Here is a 19663-nt window from a genome sequence, read left to right on the forward strand (position 1 = left end):
GGCTCTAGTCGCGCTCCCCCGGGGTCCCGGGCGGGCCGTCCGAGGACCGCGGCAGCTCGCCCAGCGCGCCCGGCAGGTGGGCCGGCGGCTCCGGCCCCTCGTCGTCCCCGTACTCCGGCCCGTCGTAGTGGGACGGCATCCAGTGGTGCCGGCAGAACCAGCGGCCGAACAGGGCACCGCCGTAGATGACGAAGCCCACGCCGATGAGCCACGACTCGACCACGAGCACGGTGCCGACGGCGCCGTAGCTGAGCGCATTGGTGACGATGAGCGGGGTGAACACCAGGGAGGAGAACACCCGCAGGCCGGCCAGGCCGATCACCGTGGCCAGCGCCCCCGGCAGCAGGGCGCGCCAGCGGATCTGGCCGCCCAGCAGGAACCACTGCCCCCACCAGAAGAAGAGCACGCCGCTGACCGCGGAGAGCGCGATCCGCTGGGTGCCGTGCAGCGCCGCCTTCGTCGTCACCTCCTGGTAGAGGTACGCCATCAGCACCACCAGCCAGGTCGCCTGCCGCCAGACCCGGTGCCAGGGGCCCGCCGCGAGCAGCCAGATCCGCTCGTAGGCGTTCTGCACGCTGCCGCCGAAGGACACGCCGAAGACGGCGAGCAGGACCGCGCTCCAGACGCTGGTGGTGCCGATGACCTTCCGCGGGGGGCTGATCACGTCGGTGAGGACCCGGGCGGAGCGGCCGGACAGTCCCATGCCGTCGGTGAGCCACGAGGCGAACCCGCCCCGCACCAGGGGGTCCGCGGCGGCCACCACGATCAGCAGCGGCGCCAGCGTCACCAGGGCCAGCGTGGCGAACCCCATGGCCCGGTGCATCAGCTCCAGCTCACGCCCGTGCGTGAACAGGGCCCGGACGCCGAGCCACTCCCACGCACGGTGCAGGCCGCGCCGCCACCGCATCACAGCTCCTCCCGTGCTCGCCGCCCACACGCTTCCCTGTGCCGATTCATCCACCCCGGCCCGCACCGGGCAACTCGCGGCCGGACCGGGGACACCCGCACGGCGCCACGGCGACACGGCCGGGACGTCCGCCGTTTCCGCGCCGCGCCACCGGAGAATCGGAAGCCGTGCGGACCACGGACCCTCAGGCGCCGGGCAGCCGGCGCACGACGCTGATCGTGAGCGCGAGCATGGGCGCCGGCCACGACACCGTGGCCGCCGAACTCGCGCGGCGGACCACCGCGGCCGGGCACGAGGCGTACGTCGTGGACGTCCTGCGGCTCCTGCCGTACGGGCTCGGCACGGGCCTGCGCCGCGGTTACCAGGTGTCGGTACGGCACCTGCCCTGGGTGTACGCCAATCTGTACGGCGCGTTCCTGAGGGAGGGGCCCGGCCGGCGCCCGAGCGGGGTGCCGCTGGCGCGGCTCGCCGCGGACCGGCTGACCGATCTCGTGGACCGCACGGGCGCCGACGTGGTGGTGTCCGTCTTCCATCTGGCCGCGCAGCTGACCGGCCATCTGCGGGCCCGGGGCCGGCTGCGGGTGCCCAGCGCCGTCTTCCTGCTCGACTTCGCGGTGCACCGGCAGTGGCTGCATCCCGGCAACGACCGGTATCTGTGTCTGACGGACGCGACGGCGGCCGACGTGCGCCGCTCCCTCGCCGTTCCCGTGGTCACGACCGGACCGGTGGTCGCGCCCGCCTTCCGCGCGCCGGCCCCCGGGGCCGCGCGGTGGCGGGAGCGCTTCGCGGGCCGTGCGCCCGGCCGGCCGCCGGTCCTGCTGTCCGCGGGTGCCTGGGGCGCGGCGTCCCGTCCCGCCGCCACCGCCTCGCTGCTGGCGGCGGCCGGTTACCTCCCGGTGGTGCTGTGCGGCCGCAACGACCGGTTGCGCGCGCGGGTTTCCCGGGAGCCCGCCGTGCTCGCCCTGGACTGGGTCGACGACATGCCCGGCCTGCTGGCCGCGTCCTACGCCCTGGTGGACAACGCCGCCGGGCAGACCGCCGTGCAGGCCCTCGCCGCGGGGCTGCCCGTGGTCGGCCACCGCCCCCTGCCCGGCCACGGCGCGGACGGGGTGCGCCGCATGGCCGGCCTCGGCCTGTCCGAACTCGCCCCGGACGGCCCCGCCCTGCTGGCGGCACTCGCCCGGCTCACGGACGACGCCCCCGAACGCGCCGAACGGGTGACCCGCGGCCACGCCCTCTTCCGCCACGACCCGCTGGACCACCTCACCGACCTCTGATCCCGTCGCGCCTCGGGACGGCCCCGCACCGGCACCGGAGCGACCGGACCGGGACCGGCGCGCCTCCCCGCTCACTCCGTGAGGGTGCCGGACCGTGCCGCCGGCCGGGGTGGGGCGTGCTCGCGGAGGGGGCCGACCGAGAGGCCCGCTTCCCGGCAGTCCCGGACCAGGGCCGGCAGCGCGCCCAGGGCCGCGTGCCAGCAGCCGGGGGCCGAATGCCGGTCGGAGTCGTGCAGCAGGACGGTGCCGCCGCCGCGCAGGTCCGCCGCGATCCGGGCCCGTACGGACGCCGGTGTGGCGTCGGCCGTCCAGTCCCTGCCCCACGCGGACCACAGCACCGTCCGCAACCCGGCCCGGCGGGCGGCCCACCAGCGGCTCGTGGTGAGGATGCCGTACGGGGGGCGGTACCAGCGCGGGCGGCAGCCGGTGAGGTCGTGCACCGCGCGGACGCTCCGCTCGACCCCTTCGGCGGTCCGGGTGAACGCGGGACGCCACGGGCGGTCGTGGGTCCAGCCGTGCACCCCGAGTTCGTGTCCGCGCCGTACCGTCTCCCGGGCCAGCGCCGGATGGCGCACCACGTGCTCGCCGAGCACGAAGAACGTCGCCCGGACCCCGAGCCCGTCCAGCGCGTCGAGGAAGCGCGGGGTCGAGGCCGGGTCCGGTCCGTCGTCGAACGTGAGCGCGATGTGGTGGCGGTGCCCCGTGCCGGAGAGCCCGGGGAACAGCGGCAGCCGTACGCCGGGGAGCCAGGTGGCCGCCGGTCCGATGTGCGCGGCGGCGGCACCGGCCGGCAGCAGGAAGGCCGCCGCCCGCCACGCGCGGCCGGACCCGAGGGACATCGGTGACCACCTCCTTCGGCACAGCGGGCCGGCAGCGGGTCGGCGAGGGATCAGTGTCTGCGCGGCGCCGGCGCCGGGGTCCCGTCCCGGGCCGGCGGGCGGTCCGGGGCGGCCGTGTCCCACTCCCCGCCGACGGTCCGGGCATGGGCCAGGCCGATGCTGCCCGCGCCGATCAGGGCGATGCCGATCGCCTCCGGGAGCAGACTCAGGCCCAGGTGGACCGTCTCGGCGAACAGGACCCAGCCGAGGACCACGCTGGTGAGCGCGTCGCCGAGGGTGAGGGCCGGCTGGGAGGCCGTCAGCGAGCCGGCGCCCAGCGCGCCCTGCAACAGCAGGAAGGCGACGAGTCCGGCGACCCCGGTGGCATACAGCGACCAGTGCCCGAACATCGCCCCGAGCCCGTCGCCGAGCCGCCCCACGGCCTCCTTGAGGAGCGCGGCGGTGGTGGCGAAGGACACGGCGGAGGCGAGGCCGAGCAGCGCCGCCCGGGACGCGCCCTTCGCGAGGCGGGCGGCCACGGCGAACAGGACGACGGCACCGAGCACCCCGGCCCCGCCCAGCAGCCAGGCCCGGGGCGGCGCGCTGGTGCGGCCCGCTGTCGGTGCCGCCGCGAGGAGGAACAGGGCCAGCCCCACGGCGAGCGCGGCGAACGCCAGCCAGGTACGGCCGTCCGGCGGGCGCCGGAAGACGACGCTGCCCACGGCCAGCGTGAACAGCAGCTCGGCGGCGAGCAGCGGCTGGACGAGGGACAGGCTGCCGACGGCCAGCGCCCCGGCCTGGAGCAGGCCGGACAGTGCCAGCAGGGCGACGCCCGCCAGCCAGGAGCGGCGACGCAGCACATGGGTGAACCGGCGTACGACGGACCCCGCTCCGCTGCCGTCGTCCGGTTCCTGCACGGCGGCCCGGCGCTGGAGCACCGAGGCGGACGCGTTGGACAGGGCGGCGAACAGGGCGAGCAGCACCGTGACGGCGGTCATGGCCGCTCACCCGAAGCGGGCGGCGAGCCGCCGGTAGAGTCCGGGCGCGGCGCCGTGCACCCGGGCGGGCAGCCGCAGCCACCCGGGGACGTAGACCTCGTCCCGGTCGTGGGTGACGGCGGACCACACGGCGCCGGCCACGCGTTCGGCGGGTACCGGCCGCGGCCAGGACCGCGTGTAGGGGGTGCCCCGCCGGTCGAAGAACGGCGTGTCGACCACACCGGGGATGACGTGGCTGACGCCCACTCCGGTGCCGCGCAGCTCGTAGCGCAGGGCGTCGGCGAAGGCGGCGAGGGCGGCCTTCGCCGCGGAGTAGACGGCCTCGCCGCGTACGCCCACGCTGCCGGCGAAGGAGCCGACGAGGACGACGCGCCCCGAGCCGGCCGCGACCATGTGGGGCAGCAGGGCGCGCACGAGGTGCACGGTGGCCAGCAGGTCGACGCCGACGATCTCGTCGATGCGCGCGGCGGGCATCCCGGCGAAGTCCCCGGCCCAGCCCACGCCGGCGCCCGCCACCAGCAGGTCGAGGCGGCCGAGGTGGTCCAGGGCCAGGCCGGTGAGACGGTGGTGGGCGCCGGGCCGGGTCAGGTCGGCGGGCAGGGCCAGGGCACCGGCCTTTGCGGCCACCTGCTCCAGTCGGGTGACGTCCCGCCCGTTCAGTGCGAGGCGCCAGCCCTCGGCGGCCAGCCGGCAGGCCACGGCGGCACCGATGCCGGAGGAGGCTCCCGTCACCAGGGCGGTACCGCCACGGCCGGCCGGGGACCGCGCCGGGCGGGGGGCGGAGCCCGTCTCCGGAGCCAGGTCCCGCACCGGCCGGGCGCGGTTCGACGGGCCTGCGGGGGGCGGGGCGTGGGACATGGTGGCGACCTCACTGCGACGGTGTGCACGGGCGCGCGGGCTCCGGTACCGAGTCCTCGCGGTGTATCCAGGGCGCCACACCCTGAAACACCGCGCACGGCGGAGGCCCGTAGGCGCCGGGCGTCACATGGCTGCCTGGTCCTGGGCCACCGGCCCCTGACCACGGCCGCTCCCCCCGGCGCCACGCTTGAGACGGCGTCGGCGGGTTACCCGCAGGGAAGATCGGCAGGACGGCGGAAGGAGACAGGATGTCCGGCGGCGACGACCGCGAGAAGAAGCCCGGGACGGCGGTGGAGGAGGTGCTCCGGGAGGTCGAGGAGACCGGCGAGGGCGACGGGGACCAGGGTGCCTCGGGCGAGGCCGGGGACGCCATCACCCCGAACACGGGAGCGCAGGAACAGGCGCACGGCGAGTAGCGCGGCCGGGCGGGGCGGCGCGGGTCGCTCCGCCCGCGGTCGTGCTTTGCCGCGGGCCGGGTACCCGGGTTCCATGAACCACCACCACCTGCGAGGACCCCAGCTGCCCCCGCCCCGGGGCCCGCTCTCCGGCGCGGTCGACGCGTACCTGCGCGGCACGGGCCCCCTCCCCGCCCCTGCGGACGCCGCGGCGGCGGACCCGTACGGCGACGACCTCCAGCTCGCCCTGTACCTGTGCTACGAGCTGCACTACCGCGGATTCGCCGGCGTCCCCCCGGAAGCCGAGTGGGACCCGGAGCTGCTGCGGATCCGCGCGGCGCTGGAGCAGCGCTTCCTGTCCGCGCTGCGCGCCGACGCGCCCGCCCACGACAACCTGGACGACGCGCTGGGCGCCCTGCTCGTCGAGCCGGCCGAGGGCACCGGCGTCAGTCACTTCCTGTGCGACGAGGGCGAGCTGTGGCAGGTACGCGAGTACGCCGCCCAGCGTTCCCTGTACCACCTGAAGGAGGCCGACCCGCACGCCTGGGTGCTGCCCCGGCTGTGGGGCCGGGCCAAGGCGGGGATGGCCGCCGTGGAGTTCGACGAGTTCGGCGGCGGCCGGGCCGACCGGGTGCACGCGCGCCTGTTCGCCGACCTGATGACGGACCTCGGCCTGGACACCACGTACGGCCGCTACCTGGACGCGGCCCCCGCCGAGATGCTGGCCGTGGTCAATCTGATGTCCCTGTTCGGCCTGCACCGCCGGCTGCGCGGCGCGCTGGTGGGCCACTTCGCCGAGGTGGAGATCACCTCCTCGCCCGGCTCCCGCCGGCTCGCCGGGGCGATGCGCCGCACCGGTGCCGGCCCGGCCGCCGAGTTCTTCTACGACGAGCACGTGGAGGCGGACGCGGTGCACGAGCAGGTCGTCCGGCAGGAGGTCATCGGCGGACTGCTGGAGGAGGAGCCGGAGCTGGCGCCGGACGTGGCCTTCGGGATCGACGCGACCGAGTTCCTGGAGGACCGGCTGGGCCGGCGGCTGCTCGCCGACTGGCGGGCGGGACGCTCGTCGCTGCGCACTCCCCTGGACCGGGACCGGCCGGCACCCCGGGAACAGGAGATGTCTCATACATCCTGATGCTGTGGGTACACGCGCGGTGTGATCGCTTTGGTACTTCCGGGTGTGTACGCCCCGCAGGACGACACGGAGCTGCTGGCCGAGGTGCTCCACGAGGAGGATCCCCCGCCCGGCGCCCAGGTGCTGGACGTGGGCACCGGCAGCGGTGCGCTGGCGCTGGAGGCGGCCCGGCGGGGCGCGCGGGTGACAGCCGTGGACGTCTCCCGGCGGGCGGTGTGGACGGCCCGGCTGAACGCCTGGCTGACCCGGCTGCCGGTGCGCATCCGGCGCGGCAACCTCTTCTCGCCGGTCCGCGGCCGGACGTACGACATCATCCTGGCCAACCCGCCCTACGTGCCGGCGCCCGACGCCGGGCCCGGGCCGCGCGGTCGCGCCCGGGCCTGGGACGCGGGGCTCGACGGGCGGCTGCTGCTGGACCGGATCTGCCAGGACGCGCCACCGCTGCTGCGCCCCGGCGGGGTGCTGCTGCTGGTGCACTCCGCGCTGAGCGGTCCCGAACGGACCCTGGAGCTGCTGGAGGCGGCGGGCCTGAAGGCCACGGTCGTCCGGCGCCGCTGGATCGCCTTCGGTCCGGTGCTGCGCTCCCGGGAGGAATGGCTGCGCCGGCGCGGGCTGCTCGCGCCGGCCGACGACAGGGAAGAGCTGGTGGTCATCCGTGCCGAACGACCGCGCTGACGAGCCCCGCAGGATCACCATGCGGCGGCGTGGGCCGCTGCTGGTGGAGGGGCCCGTGGAGATCGAGCTGGAGGACGGGACCACGGTCTCCTCGGACCGCTTCCGTGTCGCTCTGTGTACCTGTCGGCGCAGTCGCCGCTATCCCTGGTGCGACACGAGTCACCGGCGCAAGGCCTGAGTCTCTGGTTGAAACCGGTTGTTTTTCGCCGCTCCCCGGACGGCCCCCCACGGGCCGGCCGGGGAGCGGCTGTGTTCCCGGTGCCGGCGGGCGGCCCCACTCCGCCCGCCTGCCCCGGTTCGAGATCGCGGGTTCCCCGCTCCAGAGGCCGCACTCCCCAGTTGCGGGCCTGTTCCGGCGTCCACGGGGACTCACGATCCCGGTCTCAGAAGGCGAACAGGCTGCCGCCGACGGCGTCCTTCATGCACATGTTGCCGAAGGTCCGCTCGTACGCGACGCGCTTGCCCTGCCAGACGCCCTGGACGGTCACGACCACCGGGTCGTAGAGCTTGGTACACATGACGTCGTTCGCCGCCTTCAGGGCGTCGAAGTCACCGCCGACGCCCCGCAGCTCGGCACAGGCCTGAGCCGCGGCGGGGTGGGTGCCCGACGCCGAGGGGGCGCAGTTCAGGGTGACGGCGCGCTCCGGAGTGGCCGTGGCCGCGTCGTTGCCGTGGCCCGTGGTGAGCACCAGGGCCGAGGGGGCGTAGAGCGACGACGGGGCGGCGCCCGGTGCAGCGACGGCGGCCCCGGTCAGGGGTCCGCAGACGGCGGCGGCCGTGAGGCCGAGGGCCGCTGCCCAGCGCGCGGTGTTCCGCATTGTGTGCATCCTTCCGCTCGAGATGACAGGGTGCCGGCTCCGGATCCGGTCGGGCACCGGAGCGGCGAGCGCCACTCTGCCGAGTCCGCCAGCGAAATACACATCGAACCCACGGGTTTCAGTAACCTTTCGTGTTGAATCAGTGGCGTGAAGTCACGGAATCCGACCGACGCGGGCCCGGAACTGAGCGGTTCCCTCGTCCCCGAAGCGGCCAGCTGGCTGAAAAACAGCTGTTTGTTAATCGTCCTGAAACATTCCGGCCCGGTCCCCTCTGCGCCTCCTGATGACTCCTTGTGTTCATGAAGTGATCACCAGGAGCCGACTCTTCCGTCATTCCGCGCCATCGGTACCGGCCGGGCACCGACTTACCGGTCGGTATCGTCGGGTGCGCAGGCGGCCGACGACGCGGGAGGGACGATGGCGAAGCACTGGGCGGACTTCCAGTACGAGATCTATCTGAACGGGATGACCGGGGTGGTGCCCCGGCTTCCCACCGACCTCACCCGGCTGGAGGACCTGGCCGAACACCGGCTCGGCCCGGGCCCGGTGGGGTATGTCGCGGGCAGCGCGGGGGACGGGGGCACGGCCCGCGCCAACCGGGCGGCCCTCGACCGGCGCCGCATCGTGCCGCGCATGCTCCGGGACGTCCACGAGCGGGACCTGACCACCGGGATACTGGGACGGACCCTGCCGGCGCCGCTCGCCCTCGCGCCCGTCGGGGTGCTGTCGATCATGCACCCGGACGCCGAGTCCGCCGCCGCCCGGGCCGCCGCCGCGCAGGGCGTGCCGTACATCCTGTCGTCGGCGTCGAGCACGCCGCTGGAGCAGGTGGCGGAGGCCATGGGGGACGCGGAACGATGGTTCCAGCTGTACTGGGGCCGGGACCGCGAGGTGACCCGGAGTTTCCTCACCCGGGCCCGGGCGGCCGGGTTCTCGGTGCTGGTCGTCACCCTGGACACCCCGCTGCTGGCGTGGCGCCCCCGCGACCTGGACCAGGCGTACCTGCCCTTCCTGCACGGCGTGGGCACCGCCAACTACTTCACCGACCCGGCGTTCCTGGCGGGCCTGGCCAAGCCGGTGCACGAGGACCCGAACGCGGCGGTACTGCACTTCCTCGGTCTGTTCGGGGACCCCGGCCACACCTGGCCGGACCTGGCCTTCCTGCGCGAGCACTGGGAGGGGCCGATCGTCCTCAAGGGCGTCCTGCACCCGGACGACGCCCGGCTGGCCGCGGACGCCGGAACGGACGGTGTGGTGGTCTCCAACCACGGCGGCCGGCAGGTGGCCGGCTCGGTCGCCGCGGCCGACGCCCTGCCCCGGGTCGTGGACGCGGTCGGCGACCGGCTGACGGTGCTGTTCGACAGCGGGGTGCGCACCGGTGCCGACGTGTTCAAGGCGCTCGCCCTGGGCGCGCGGGCGGTGCTCCTGGGGCGCCCTTACGTCTACGGGCTCGGCCTGGACGGCCAGGCGGGCGTGGAGCACGTCATCCGCTGTGTGCTGGCGGAGTTCGACCTCACCCTCGCCCTCTCCGGACACGCAGGACCGGCGACGGTGACGACGGCCGACCTGACCGAGAGCCCCGCCTGAGGCCGCCCACCCGAGGCGCGTCGCGATGCCGGTGGGTGGGTGACCGGCAGGGAAGCGCTGTTCGCCGTCGGCGTGTCGGTCCGCCAGCGCAGGCCGGCGGAGCCGTCCCGGACCTTGACGACGAGGTCGGCGCCGGGCCGGCCGCCGGCCGCGGCGAGGGCGAGCGTACGGTCCCAGCGGGGCAGCAACTCGCCCTCGGCGGTGCGGTCGTAGCGCACGTCGTCGCCCCGCCGCGAGCCGGCGCCCGCGCAGTCGCCGAGGATCACCACTCCGGCGTCGGCGTGGGAGTCCAGGCACAGGCCCGGGCCGGCCGCGCTGCGCAGCAGCCCGTCGGGGTCGTACGTCCACCGCTGCGTGGCCGCGCCGGAGCAGACGGCGAGGACGGCGCCCGCCCCGGCCCGGGGCCTGCCCTTGACGTCCAGGCACCGGCCGGTGGCGTCGCGCCAGCGGGCCGGGCGGCCGACGGCGGGCAGGCCCGCGGTGCCGGGGGTGGAGGCGGAGCCCGACGGGGACCCGGTGCCGGGGGCCGCGCCGGTGCCCGCCCCGCCGTCCGGCCACAGGGTGATCGCCAGGACCGCCGCGAGCAGTACGGCCGAGGCCACACCGACTCCGGTCAGCAGCGTCCTGGACGACCGGCCGGGGCCCGCGGGAGCCCGGCGGGACCCGGCGCCCCCGGCCGCCCGCGCGCCCGAACGGCGGCCGGCGCGAAGCGACGGGCTCGGCCCGCCGGACGGGCCGTGTCCGCCGTAGGAGGGGAACGAGGGGCTCGATCCATCGGCCTGGCCGGGTCCGCCGTTGGTGACGCCCGGTCCGCCGGGCAGGCCGGATCCGTCGGTGCTGGGCGACCGGCTCGGCCCACTGGGCAGGCCGAGTCCGTCGCCGCCGGAGCCAAGCGACCGACCAGGCCCGTCGGGCAGGCCGGACCCGCCGTCGTCGGCGGGGCGGCGGACCCGGCCGGACGTGGCGGTGGCGACAGTCCGCGCCAGGAACCCCGGCCGCCCGCCGCCGCGTCGGCGCCCGCCGGAGCGGCGGGGGGTGCCACGGGTGCCGGTGGCGCCCTGGAGGCGGCCGGGACGCGTGTCGAGGTAGCGGCGGGCGCCCCAGCCGAGGACGGCCTCGGCGAGCAGCACGCCCAGGGCCGCGTCGGACTGGCCCAGTTGTTCGGCGGCGTGCCGGCAGTGGGCGCAGCCGGCCAGGTGCTCCTGCACGTCGGGGAGCAGCGTGCCGCCCCGGCGGATCGGGATGTCGAGCAGGCGGTTGTGGTGACGGCACTCGTTGCCGGGCGCGAGCTCCCGGTGGGCGCGCACGAGACCTTCCCGGAAGTTCTCCCGGGCCGCTTCCAGTGCGGCCGTCGCGTTCCGGGTGTCCACGCCGAGCAGTCCGGCGGGCACGCGCACCGGCTCGGCCTCGACCTCGGTGTGCCACAACAGGGTCTGCTCCAGCCGGGGAAGGCCGTGGAAAGAGCGTTCGGTGAGGGCGCGGTTCTCCGGTGTCAGCGTGAGCGCGGCGCGCATTCCGCGGCCCCCGGCGGGTCTGGTGAGGACGGGCAGTACGGCGGTGACGCGGTCGGTGCCGGACCAGTTGACGACGGTGTCCCGCACGGCCACCAGCAGGCGTGGCCGCAACGCCTCACCGGGCTCGCCGAGCGCCAGCCGGCCGAGGACCTGGTGGAAGGCGGTGGCGGTGACCATGTGGGCCGGCGGCCCGGAGGCGGCCAGGCAGAGGACCGCGTAGTCGTGGGCTGGCTGCCAGTGCCGGGCCATCAGGAGGGCCGCGGACCGGGCGGCTTCCGCGTCGGAGCCGGCCCGCAGCGGGCCGGCGAGCGACTCGTCGGATTCTCCGGGATCGCCGCCGGGCGGCGGACCTGAAGGCCGAGGAGGGTGGGGGGTGTGCACGGAGCGGATTCCTTCGGTGCGTGGTGCGTCGGTGCGTGGCGTGCGCGCTCACGGGCGCGGAAGGAGCGGGAGATATGCACCGCGTGCCGAACCCTTGCACAACTGCCACAGGGGCAACAAGGCGCGCGTACGACATCGACGGGTGTGGGGGAAGGCCGTAAACCAGCCGTCGGCACCGTCCCGGAGCGCCCGGCGTATCGCCCGTGCGGGCACCCCGTGCGCACCCCGTGCGAAGGGTGCGTGCCCACTCCCCTGGCGCGCACCCTCCCGGAGCCCGCGGCCCGGTGGTGGACTGTGAGCCGGCCTTCGCGCGAGGCCCCGCGGGGGACGGCGGCTCGCCCGCGCGCGACCGGCCGCCGGCCCTGTCTGTGCCGCCCCGGCCGGCGGCCCCCGCCGGCCGGGACGGGACCGACCGCCCGGAGCGGGCCCGGGCTGCCGTGGCGTGCGGGCGACCTTCGTGCGGACCCGAACAGGCCAGGCGGGGACCGAACACGCCAGGCGGGGACCGAACGGCCTTCGCGCGGACCGGACGCCCCAGGCGGGACCGGACGCACTTCGCGCGGTCCGGACAACCTCGGTGGCGTCAGATCTGCCAGGAGCGCAGCCGGTCCGCGGCGCCGTAGACGTCGGTCTTGCCGGAGATCAGGTCGCGGGCGAGGTCGACGAGGGCGCCGTAGGGCGGGTCGATGCCGACGCCGCTGACGAACATGTAGGCCACGGCGGTCGCGCAGGCGAAGCGGGCGTTGGCCGCGGGCAGCGGCTTGAGCACGGCGAGGGTGTGCAGCAGCGCGGCGGCACGCCAGGCGGCGTCGGAGTCCACGCCCAGCCGGGGCGGGTCCACCCGGTGCCGGGCGACGGCGGCGACCAGCGCGGAGAAGTCGTCCACGGCGGGCTGGTCGGGCAGGACCTCCTCGTGTCGCTGGAGGAGCCAGGGGACGTCGACATGGATGAGGGAGGGCATCGGTCAGGCGGCCTCGCCCCGGACGGGACGTTCGTCGTCCGGGAAGGCCGCCGCGAACTCCTCGGCGTGGGTGGCGAAGAAGCGCCGGAAGGCTTCCGCTCCCTCCTGGAGCGCCCGGTGGCGGGCGATGTCGGCGGCGGCGGCCTCACGCACGAGGGCCTTCATCGACGTACCGCGCTCCTTGGCGATCTGCCGCAGGTCCTCGAGTTCCCGTTCGCTGAACTCCACGTTGAGAGCTGGCATGCTCCTCACGGTACCGCGCGGGTACTCACGCGTAAATACCCGCAGGTGGGAGCCCCTGCACCAGGGTACCGACGGGGTCGAGGGCCATGTCCGATTCCCGCCGGTCAGCGGGCGCGCGGTACGACAGACTGGGCAGAGGCGACGACCCGGAGGAATCTCATGACCACGCACACCGCCCACCCGGTCCACACCGTCCACCCGAGCCCCCTGGGCGACCTGCTGCTGACCGGGGTCGTCACACCGGCCGGCCTCGCTCTCACCTCCCTGTCCCTGCCGGGGCAGCGCGGCACCCCTGTCGTGCGCCCGGAGGACCGCGACGACCGGCCGTTCACCGAGGCGATCCGGCAGCTGGACGCGTACTTCGCGGGCCGGCTGACCCGCTTCGACCTGTCCTTCTCCCCCGCCGGCAACGCGTTCCGGCACGCGGTGTGGCAGGCCCTGGACGCGGTCCCCTACGGCAGGACGACCACGTACGGCGAGCTGGCCGCCCGCCTCGGTCTGGCCCGTGCCGAGGTCCGTTCGGTGGGCCAGGCCCTCGGCGCCAATCCGCTGCTGCTGGTCCGGCCCTGTCACCGGGTGATCGGCGCGGACGGTTCGCTGCGCGGCTACGCGGGCGGGCTGGAGAAGAAGCGCTGGCTGCTCACGCACGAGGGCGCGCTCCAGCCCACGCTGCTGTGACCGGCCGGGGCGTTCCCGCCCGCGGATGCCGGGCCGCGCCGGTCAGCAGTCCAGCCGGCTGATCCGCACGGCTCCCTCCGGGCGGCCCGGGTGGGCGCTGCTGAGCGTCAGCCGCAGCCGTGAGCCGCGCACCGCGTCGAAGGTGATGACCGTCGGGCTGCCCGACACGGTGGCCCACCGGGTCCGCGCGCCGGTCACCGGCACGTAGGCGCGGCCGTCCCACACCGCCACCTCGGCCCGCGCGGGCAGCGTGTGGGTGGCGTCGGCCGTGAAGCAGACCACCAGGTGGTCGAAGGTCCGGGCGCGCCCGAAGTCGACCGAGACCCAGTCCTCGGCGCGGGCCCCGCTGAACGCGGGCAGCAGCGCGGTGGCCGGTTTGGTGAAGGCGTTGGACCAGCCGGTGGCCGGGTCGCCGTCCAGCATCGCGGCGGGCAGGGTGTCCCGGCGGCCGGAGTAACCGGCGTCCGCACGGGGGAAGTCCGGGGGCGCCGGGTGGTCGGGGCGGAAGAGGGCGGGCGCGGTGGCCGCCGCCCGGCGGGCCGGGGTCGTGTGCAGCCGTGCCGTGTCCGGGCGCAGGCCGTCCACGCGCGCGGTGACTTTCAGTGTGCCGGGCCTGGTGCCGGAGCGGACGATGGCGAGGGCCTTGCCGTGGAAGGCGGTCCGGGTGCCGGCCTGGTAGCGCTCGGCGCTCTCCTGGCGCCCGTTGTCGACGCCGGCCAGGGAGCCGCCGGTGACGTCGAAGGAGATGAGGTGCCCGGCGTCGGGCACGACCACGCCGTGCGCGTCGACGATGTCGGCGGTGACGAAGGCGAGCGAGCGGCCGTCCGCGGCGAGGGAGTCGCGGTCGGCGGTGAGGCGTACGGCGTGCGGGGCGCCGGCGGTGCGCAGCACGTCGGTGGCGACGGTCTCGCCGTCCCGCCGGGCCACCGCCCGCAGTTCGCCGGGCCGGTACGGCACGTGCCACGTCAGGTGCAGCTTGCCCGCGCTGCCGTTGGGGCTGGTGTAGCTGCCCGGGTAGGGGCCGCCGGTGACGGTCCTGTCGTCGCCGGTGGCCTCGGTGGTCTCCAGGTAGGGGCGGCCGTCGGTGGTCTTCTTGTGGTCGAACTCCCTTACTCCGAGGGACTGTCCGTCCAGGAACAGCTCGACGGAAGGCACGTTGGCGTACGCCCACACCTCGACGGTGTCCCCCTCCTCGTGGTTCCAGGTCATCGGCACCAGGTGGACCATGGGCTCGTCCGCCCACTGGCTGCGGAACAGGTGGTACATGTCCTTGGGGAAGCCCGCCGTGTCGACGGCGCCGAAGAAGGACGCCTTCACGGGGAAGACGTCGTACGGTGTCGGTTCGCCGATGTAGTCGATGCCGGACCACAGGAACTGGCCCGCGAACCACTTGCGGTCCCGGTCCTTCTTGTGGCCGTACTCGCCGCTCATCGTCCAGGGGGCGAGGTTGTTGTCGTAGGAGGAGGTCTCCCGCCTGCCGGGGGTGTGGTTCTCCCCGGTGTTGAGGTGTTCCGGCTCCTGGTAGGCGCCCCGGGTCGAGGTCTCCGAGGAGGACTCGGACTCGAAGAGGAACAGGCGGGGGTAGCGGGCGTGCAGGGCGTCGACCGATCCGGCCGTGTTGTAGTTCAGTCCGAGGCCGTCGAGCTTGGCGAGCATGAGGTCGGCCGGTGAACCCGGTGCGGGCAGGCCGCGGTACTTGTCCGAGCCGATGACGACCGGGCGGGTGTCGTCGGCGGCCCTGACGGCGCCGATGATCCGGTCCGCCATGGCGAGCCCCGCGGTGGAGGTGGAGTCGGGGATCTCGTTGCCGATGGACCAGAGCACGACGGCCGGCGAGTTGCGGGCGGCCCGGACCATCTCGGTGGCGTCCGTCTCGCACCACTCGTCGAAGAACCGGCCGTAGTCGTAGGTCGTCTTTCCCGTGCGCCAGCAGTCGAAGGCCTCCACCATCATCACGATGCCCAGCTCCTCGCAGACCTGGATCAGCTGGGGTGAGGGCGGGTTGTGCGAGGTGCGCAGGGCGTTGACGCCCATCGACTTCATGATCCGCAGCTGCCTGCGGACGGCGTCGACGCTGACGGCCGCGCCGAGAGCGCCCTGGTCGTGGTGGAGGTCGACGCCCTTGATCTTGGTGTACGTGCCGTTGAGGGAGAAGCCCTCGTCGGGGTCGAAGCGGAAGCTGCGGATGCCGAAGGGCGTACGGAAGGTGTCGACCGTACGGCCGGCGACGCGCAGCTCGGTGTGCAGCGTGTAGCGGTGCCCGGGTGTCGCGACGTCCCACAGGAGGGGCTCGGGGACGGTCAGTTCGTGGGTCTCGGTGGCCTCTTCGTCGACGGTGCGCGTGGTCGCGGTACGGGCGGCCGTGCGCCCGTTGGGCCCGGTGATCCGGGACACCACCTCCACCTGCACGGGGGTGCCGGTGCCGGAGTCGTTCCGGACCGTGGTGCGCACCCGGACCAGCGCCCGGTCGGCGGAGATCTCCGGCGTGGTGACGCGGGTGCCCCAGCGGGCCACGTGCACCGGTTCGGTGATCACCAGGCGGGCCTCGCGGTAGATGCCGCTGCCGGAGTACCAGCGGCTGCTCGGCAGCTGGTTGCGCACGCTGACCGCCAGCACGTCGGGCGTGGTGCCGTCGGTGTGCACCAGGTCGGTCAGGTCGAGGGCGAACCCGGTGTAGCCGTAGGGGTGGCGGCCGGCCTCGGTGCCGTTGCAGTAGACGTGCGCGTCCATGTAGACGCCGTCGAACTCCACGGAGATCCGCTTGCCGGCGCAGGCGCGCGGGAGTGTGCAGGCGATCCGGTACCAGCCCAGGCCGCCCGGGAAGAAGCCGGTGCCGCTGGTGGTGCCGTGGTCGGTGGTGGGGGTCTGCTCGATGCTCCAGTCGTGCGGGACGGCGACCTCGCGCCAGTCCGTGTCGTCGTAGCCGGGTTCGGCGGCCCCTGCCCAGGCGCCGGCCGGGTCGGCGCCGCCGTCCAGGGAGGCCTGCGCGAAGCGCCAGCCGTCCCGCAGCGGCACGGTCCGGCGTCCCCCGGCGCCGGTCGCGCCGGCGACGAGGGCGGCCGGGGCCGCGGGGATGTTCAGCAGCGGTCCGGCCGCGGGCGCTGCCGTGGCGGCTGCCAGAACCGATCTGCGTGTGACCGTCATGGGCGGCCCTCCCTCATCAGGTCCCAGAAGTACTCACAACTGATCGTGAACAAACAGATTCTGACGGCCGGTTGCGCACGATCGTCAAGGGTGCGGCACCCCGCAGCCGCCTCCGGACGCGTTTCGGCCGGAATTCCTCATCGACCGCACCCCGGTCGCGTTCGACGGGTCGGCCGGCCGGCCGCGATCGGCGTCCACGGGCACACCGGAAGCACTACGCTGGAACATGAGTGGTGCCACCTATTGACTGTGAGTGTGCGCTTGGGAGCGGCGACGATGAGCCGGGTCTATCCGTTCGACGACGCGGCGACGGCCCGGGCTGTCATCGATGACGACGGAACGCTGGTGGAGTGGAACGAGGGCGCGCGGCGTCTGCTCGGCCACCCCGCCGAAGCCGTCGTGGGCCGCCCCGCGGCCCGGCTGCTGGCCGCCGACGGCCCCCCGGCCGCGCCCCTGGGGCCACGCTGGGAGGGCACGGTCGGGCTGCGCCACCGGGACGGCCGTACCGTCCCGGTGTGGCTGCTCGCGCACCGGCGCCCGCCGCACGACGGCCGGCCGGGCGACTGGCTGGTGGTCACCCCGCTCACCGGCCGGGAACCGGCCGCCGCCGACGACCCGCTCGTGCAGGCGGGCCTGATCCAGTCGCCGTGCCCGGTCGCCCTGTACGACGACGCGCTGCGGCTGCGCTTCATGAACGGGGCCATGGCCGACATCATCGGGCTGCCGGAGGAACGGGTACGGGGGCTCAGGGTCCCGGAGATCGGCGGCAAGCCGCAGAGCGACGACCTGGAACAGGGCATGCTCCGGGTGCTGGCCTCGGGCCAGCGGCTGGACGTGCAGACCTTCCTGCGCACCGGCGGCGAGGACCGGGCGCACGCCTGGCTCGCCCGCATGGCGCCCGTGCGGGACGCCGGCGGCCGGGTACGGGGCGTGAGCCTGGCCGCGCACGACGTCACCGACAACCAGCGGGCCCGGCAGCGGCTCCATCTGGTCAACGAGGCGAGCGTGCGCATCGGGACCACGCTCGACGTCACCCGCACGGCGCAGGAACTGGCGGACATGTGCGTGCCCGCGCTCGCCGACTTCGTCACCATCGACCTGCTGGACCTGCGGGAGCACGGCAGCGAGCCGCCGGCCCGCATCACCGCGCCGGTCCTGCTGCGCCGCACCGCCCACCAGTCGGTGCTGGCGGGCGTGCCGGAGGCGGTGATCGAGCTCGGGGAGGCGGACGCCTACCCGGACTTCTCCCCGCAGGCCGACGCGCTGACCGCCGGCCGCACGATCACCACCTCGGTGGTCACCGGTGACCTGGACCGGTGGCACTCCTGGCACCGGGCGCGCGGCGAGCGGGTGCGCACGTTCGGCATCCACTCCTCGATGTCGGTGCCGATCCAGGCCCGCGGGCTGACCCTCGGGGTGGCGGTGCTCACCCGGCACCGGCGTCCGGACGGGTTCACCCCGGACGACGTGCTGCTGGCCGAGGAGATCACCGCCCGGGCCGCCGTCTGCATCGACAACGCCCGCCGCTACTCCCGGGAGCGGGAGACCGCGCTCGCCCTCCAGCGCAGCCTGCTGCCGCGTTCGCTGCCGCGCACGGCCGCACTGGACGCCTCCTCACGCTATCTGCCGGCCGCGCGGGCCGGGGTGGGCGGGGACTGGTTCGACGTGATCCCGCTCTCGGGACTTCGCGTCGCGATGGTCGTCGGGGACGTCGTCGGGCACGGCATCCAGGCCTCGGCCACCATGGGCCGGCTGCGCACCGCCGTCCGCACCCTCGCCGACATCGACCTGGCCCCGGACGAGCTGCTCACGCACCTGGACGACCTGGTGCTGCGGCTGTCGGAGGAGTCCGGTGTCGAAGGCAGCCCCGGCGAGGTCGGCGCCACCTGCCTGTACGCCGTCTACGACCCGGTGTCGCGCCGCTGCACGCTGGCCCGGGCCGGACATCCGCCGCCCGTGCTGCTCAGACCCGGGGGCCCGCCCGCGGTGCTCGACCTGCCCGCCGGCCCCCCGCTGGGCCTGGGCGGGCTGCCTTTCGAGTCCGCCGAGGTGGAACTGCCCGAGGGCACCGTCCTCGCGCTGTACACGGACGGCCTGGTGCAGTCCCGGGAGCGGGACCTGGACGCCAGCCGCGAACTGCTGCTGGAGGCGCTCGGGCAGGACGCGGACTCCCTGGACAGCACCTGCGACCGCGTCCTGCACGCCCTGCTGCCGCCCGGCGGCGCCGCCGACGACGTGGCGCTGCTGCTCGCCCTCACTCGGGGCCTGCCTCCCTCGCAGGTGGCGACCTGGGACATCCCCGCCGACCCGGCGCTGGTCGCGCCGGTCCGCAAGCAGGTCGTGGAGCAGCTGGCCGCCTGGTCGCTGAGCGAGGCGTCGTTCACGGCGGAGCTGGTGGTCAGCGAGCTGGTCACCAACGCCATCCGGTACGGCTCCCACCCGATCCGGCTGCGGCTGATCCACGACGCGACCACGTTGATCTGCGAGGTCTCCGACACCAGCCACACCGCCCCGCACCTGCGCCGGGCCAAGATGCTCGACGAGGGCGGCCGGGGCCTGCTGCTGGTCGCCCAGCTCACCCAGCGCTGGGGCAGCCGGCACACCACGGAGGGCAAGACCATCTGGGCGGAGCTGCCCCTGTTCGAGGTGGACCGGTAGCGCTTTCGAGGTGGACCGGTAGCGGTCAGGACGCCGACAGCCAGGGCCGGACGTGCTTGCGGGCCTCGTGCAGCCGGGACTTGAGGGTGCCGAGCGGGATGCCGACGCGCTCGGCGGCCTCGGCGTACTCCAGCTGGCAGATGTCCCGGTAGACCAGCGGCGCGACCAGGTGCGGGTGCTCGCGTTCCAGGCGGTCCAGGGCCTCCAGCAGGTCGACCCGGGAACCGGCGATGACGCTGGTCGTGCGCGGGTCGACGACGTGCGCGGGCTCGATGGCGGCGGGCTGTTCGACGGCCCGCCGCTTCAGCTCGCGGTACTTCTGCCGGCAGCAGTTGGCGACCACCGTGTAGAGCCAGGTGCCGAACCGGCTGCGGCCCTGGAACGCGGTGATGTGCCGGGCCACCTGGAGCAGCACGTCCTGGGCGGCCTCCTCGGCATCCTCCCGGCAGGGCAGGAAGCGCGCGCAGCGGCGCACGACCTCGGGCCGGATCTCCGCAAGCAGCCGGTTCAGGGCCGCTTCGTCACCGGCGGCGGCGCGCCGGGCGGACTCCTCCATCGGCGCCTGGTCCTGCACGAAGGCCTCCCCCTGGAAGTCGATCTCAGGGCAGGCATGATA

Annotated in this window: 17 protein-coding genes and 1 pseudogene; 8 read left to right on the forward strand and 10 right to left on the reverse strand. The window is 75.0% G+C overall.

Annotation, left to right across the window (positions count from 1 at the left end; translation table 11 throughout):
* Positions 1 to 4: 4 nt before the first annotated feature.
* Positions 5 to 907, reverse strand: a complete 903-nt coding sequence (locus tag AB0F03_RS15820) for a ribonuclease BN (RefSeq protein ID WP_361991334.1) — start codon at positions 905 to 907, stop codon at positions 5 to 7.
* Positions 908 to 1137: 230 nt separating this feature from the next.
* On the opposite strand from AB0F03_RS15820, the gene AB0F03_RS15825 reads away from it, so the two are divergent.
* Positions 1138 to 2184 carry a galactosyldiacylglycerol synthase gene (locus tag AB0F03_RS15825; protein ID WP_361991533.1) on the forward strand — a complete coding sequence of 349 codons (1047 nt, stop codon included), beginning with the start codon at positions 1138 to 1140 and terminating at the stop codon, positions 2182 to 2184.
* Between the two features lie 71 nt (positions 2185 to 2255).
* On the opposite strand, the gene AB0F03_RS15830 is transcribed toward AB0F03_RS15825, so the two are convergent.
* The 3 genes from AB0F03_RS15830 to AB0F03_RS15840 are packed head-to-tail and all read right to left on the reverse strand — an operon-like array spanning position 2256 to position 4858.
* Positions 2256 to 3023 carry a polysaccharide deacetylase family protein gene (locus AB0F03_RS15830; protein ID WP_361991337.1) on the reverse strand — a complete coding sequence of 256 codons (768 nt, stop codon included), beginning with the start codon at positions 3021 to 3023 and terminating at the stop codon, positions 2256 to 2258.
* Between the two features lie 50 nt (positions 3024 to 3073).
* The gene (locus tag AB0F03_RS15835; protein WP_361991340.1) at positions 3074 to 4000 is read right to left on the reverse strand and encodes a DMT family transporter; all 927 of its coding nucleotides are present in this window, start codon (positions 3998 to 4000) and stop codon (positions 3074 to 3076) included.
* Positions 4001 to 4006: 6 nt separating this feature from the next.
* On the reverse strand, positions 4007 to 4858 hold the full coding sequence (locus AB0F03_RS15840; RefSeq protein ID WP_361991343.1) for an SDR family NAD(P)-dependent oxidoreductase: 852 nt from the start codon (positions 4856 to 4858) through the stop codon (positions 4007 to 4009).
* 248 nt (positions 4859 to 5106) lie between these two features.
* On the opposite strand from AB0F03_RS15840, the gene AB0F03_RS15845 reads away from it, so the two are divergent.
* The 4 genes from AB0F03_RS15845 to AB0F03_RS15860 all read left to right on the forward strand — a co-directional run bounded on the left by AB0F03_RS15845 (position 5107) and on the right by AB0F03_RS15860 (position 7241).
* The gene (locus tag AB0F03_RS15845) at positions 5107 to 5274 is read left to right on the forward strand and encodes a hypothetical protein (RefSeq protein ID WP_361991346.1); all 168 of its coding nucleotides are present in this window, start codon (positions 5107 to 5109) and stop codon (positions 5272 to 5274) included.
* Between the two features lie 73 nt (positions 5275 to 5347).
* Positions 5348 to 6388, forward strand: coding sequence for an iron-containing redox enzyme family protein (locus AB0F03_RS15850; protein ID WP_361991349.1), 1041 nt, complete (start codon positions 5348 to 5350; stop codon positions 6386 to 6388).
* A gap of 21 nt (positions 6389 to 6409) precedes the next feature.
* Positions 6410 to 7063 carry a HemK2/MTQ2 family protein methyltransferase gene (locus AB0F03_RS15855; RefSeq protein ID WP_361991352.1) on the forward strand — a complete coding sequence of 218 codons (654 nt, stop codon included), beginning with the start codon at positions 6410 to 6412 and terminating at the stop codon, positions 7061 to 7063.
* The gene (locus tag AB0F03_RS15860) at positions 7044 to 7241 is read left to right on the forward strand and encodes a CDGSH iron-sulfur domain-containing protein (protein WP_361991355.1); all 198 of its coding nucleotides are present in this window, start codon (positions 7044 to 7046) and stop codon (positions 7239 to 7241) included. Before AB0F03_RS15855 ends, AB0F03_RS15860 begins: the two co-directional genes overlap by 20 nt.
* Before the next feature lie 205 nt (positions 7242 to 7446).
* On the opposite strand, the gene AB0F03_RS15865 is transcribed toward AB0F03_RS15860, so the two are convergent.
* Positions 7447 to 7881, reverse strand: a complete 435-nt coding sequence (locus tag AB0F03_RS15865; RefSeq protein WP_361991357.1) for a protease inhibitor — start codon at positions 7879 to 7881, stop codon at positions 7447 to 7449.
* Between the two features lie 417 nt (positions 7882 to 8298).
* Here AB0F03_RS15865 and AB0F03_RS15870 point away from each other — a divergent pair, with 417 nt between their 5' ends.
* On the forward strand, positions 8299 to 9468 hold the full coding sequence (locus AB0F03_RS15870) for a lactate 2-monooxygenase (RefSeq protein ID WP_361991360.1): 1170 nt from the start codon (positions 8299 to 8301) through the stop codon (positions 9466 to 9468).
* A 95-nt stretch (positions 9469 to 9563) separates the two neighbouring features.
* Here the strand turns inward: AB0F03_RS15870 and AB0F03_RS15875 are convergent.
* From AB0F03_RS15875 to AB0F03_RS15885, 3 genes and pseudogenes are all read right to left on the reverse strand, one after another.
* Positions 9564 to 10982: pseudogene (locus AB0F03_RS15875) on the reverse strand (RICIN domain-containing protein); the annotation flags it as partial.
* A gap of 964 nt (positions 10983 to 11946) precedes the next feature.
* Positions 11947 to 12324: a toxin Doc gene (locus AB0F03_RS15880; protein ID WP_121785572.1), complete on the reverse strand. Its 378-nt coding sequence runs from the start codon at positions 12322 to 12324 to the stop codon at positions 11947 to 11949.
* Between the two features lie 3 nt (positions 12325 to 12327).
* Positions 12328 to 12567, reverse strand: a complete 240-nt coding sequence (locus AB0F03_RS15885; protein WP_361991363.1) for a hypothetical protein — start codon at positions 12565 to 12567, stop codon at positions 12328 to 12330.
* Between the two features lie 159 nt (positions 12568 to 12726).
* Here AB0F03_RS15885 and AB0F03_RS15890 point away from each other — a divergent pair, with 159 nt between their 5' ends.
* Complete coding sequence (locus tag AB0F03_RS15890; protein WP_361991366.1) at positions 12727 to 13245, forward strand: methylated-DNA--[protein]-cysteine S-methyltransferase; 519 nt, start codon at positions 12727 to 12729, stop codon at positions 13243 to 13245.
* Positions 13246 to 13287: 42 nt separating this feature from the next.
* Here AB0F03_RS15890 and AB0F03_RS15895 read toward each other — a convergent pair whose 3' ends face one another.
* The gene (locus AB0F03_RS15895; protein ID WP_361991369.1) at positions 13288 to 16389 is read right to left on the reverse strand and encodes a glycoside hydrolase family 2 TIM barrel-domain containing protein; all 3102 of its coding nucleotides are present in this window, start codon (positions 16387 to 16389) and stop codon (positions 13288 to 13290) included.
* Positions 16390 to 16665: 276 nt separating this feature from the next.
* Here AB0F03_RS15895 and AB0F03_RS15900 point away from each other — a divergent pair, with 276 nt between their 5' ends.
* Complete coding sequence (locus AB0F03_RS15900; RefSeq protein ID WP_361991372.1) at positions 16666 to 19047, forward strand: SpoIIE family protein phosphatase; 2382 nt, start codon at positions 16666 to 16668, stop codon at positions 19045 to 19047.
* A gap of 25 nt (positions 19048 to 19072) precedes the next feature.
* Here the strand turns inward: AB0F03_RS15900 and AB0F03_RS15905 are convergent, their stop codons facing one another.
* Positions 19073 to 19621 carry an RNA polymerase sigma factor gene (locus AB0F03_RS15905; RefSeq protein ID WP_361991375.1) on the reverse strand — a complete coding sequence of 183 codons (549 nt, stop codon included), beginning with the start codon at positions 19619 to 19621 and terminating at the stop codon, positions 19073 to 19075.
* Positions 19622 to 19663 lie beyond the last annotated feature (42 nt).

This window comes from Streptomyces sp. NPDC028722 (genome assembly GCF_040637655.1).
Lineage (GTDB): Bacteria > Actinomycetota > Actinomycetes > Streptomycetales > Streptomycetaceae > Streptomyces.

Bases quoted from the DNA above. Each gene is read 5' to 3' on its own strand.
- AB0F03_RS15820 (WP_361991334.1), bottom strand. From the start codon at position 907: ATGCGGTGGCGGCGCGGCCTGCACCGTGCGTGGGAGTGGCTCGGCGTC.
- AB0F03_RS15825 (WP_361991533.1), top strand. From the start codon at position 1,138: ATGGGCGCCGGCCACGACACCGTGGCCGCCGAACTCGCGCGGCGGACC.
- AB0F03_RS15830 (WP_361991337.1), bottom strand. From the start codon at position 3,023: ATGTCCCTCGGGTCCGGCCGCGCGTGGCGGGCGGCGGCCTTCCTGCTG.
- AB0F03_RS15835 (WP_361991340.1), bottom strand. From the start codon at position 4,000: ATGACCGCCGTCACGGTGCTGCTCGCCCTGTTCGCCGCCCTGTCCAAC.
- AB0F03_RS15840 (WP_361991343.1), bottom strand. From the start codon at position 4,858: ATGTCCCACGCCCCGCCCCCCGCAGGCCCGTCGAACCGCGCCCGGCCG.
- AB0F03_RS15845 (WP_361991346.1), top strand. From the start codon at position 5,107: ATGTCCGGCGGCGACGACCGCGAGAAGAAGCCCGGGACGGCGGTGGAG.
- AB0F03_RS15850 (WP_361991349.1), top strand. From the start codon at position 5,348: ATGAACCACCACCACCTGCGAGGACCCCAGCTGCCCCCGCCCCGGGGC.
- AB0F03_RS15865 (WP_361991357.1), bottom strand. From the start codon at position 7,881: ATGCGGAACACCGCGCGCTGGGCAGCGGCCCTCGGCCTCACGGCCGCC.
- AB0F03_RS15870 (WP_361991360.1), top strand. From the start codon at position 8,299: ATGGCGAAGCACTGGGCGGACTTCCAGTACGAGATCTATCTGAACGGG.
- AB0F03_RS15880 (WP_121785572.1), bottom strand. From the start codon at position 12,324: ATGCCCTCCCTCATCCATGTCGACGTCCCCTGGCTCCTCCAGCGACAC.
- AB0F03_RS15885 (WP_361991363.1), bottom strand. From the start codon at position 12,567: ATGCCAGCTCTCAACGTGGAGTTCAGCGAACGGGAACTCGAGGACCTG.
- AB0F03_RS15890 (WP_361991366.1), top strand. From the start codon at position 12,727: ATGACCACGCACACCGCCCACCCGGTCCACACCGTCCACCCGAGCCCC.
- AB0F03_RS15895 (WP_361991369.1), bottom strand. From the start codon at position 16,389: ATGACGGTCACACGCAGATCGGTTCTGGCAGCCGCCACGGCAGCGCCC.
- AB0F03_RS15900 (WP_361991372.1), top strand. From the start codon at position 16,666: ATGAGCCGGGTCTATCCGTTCGACGACGCGGCGACGGCCCGGGCTGTC.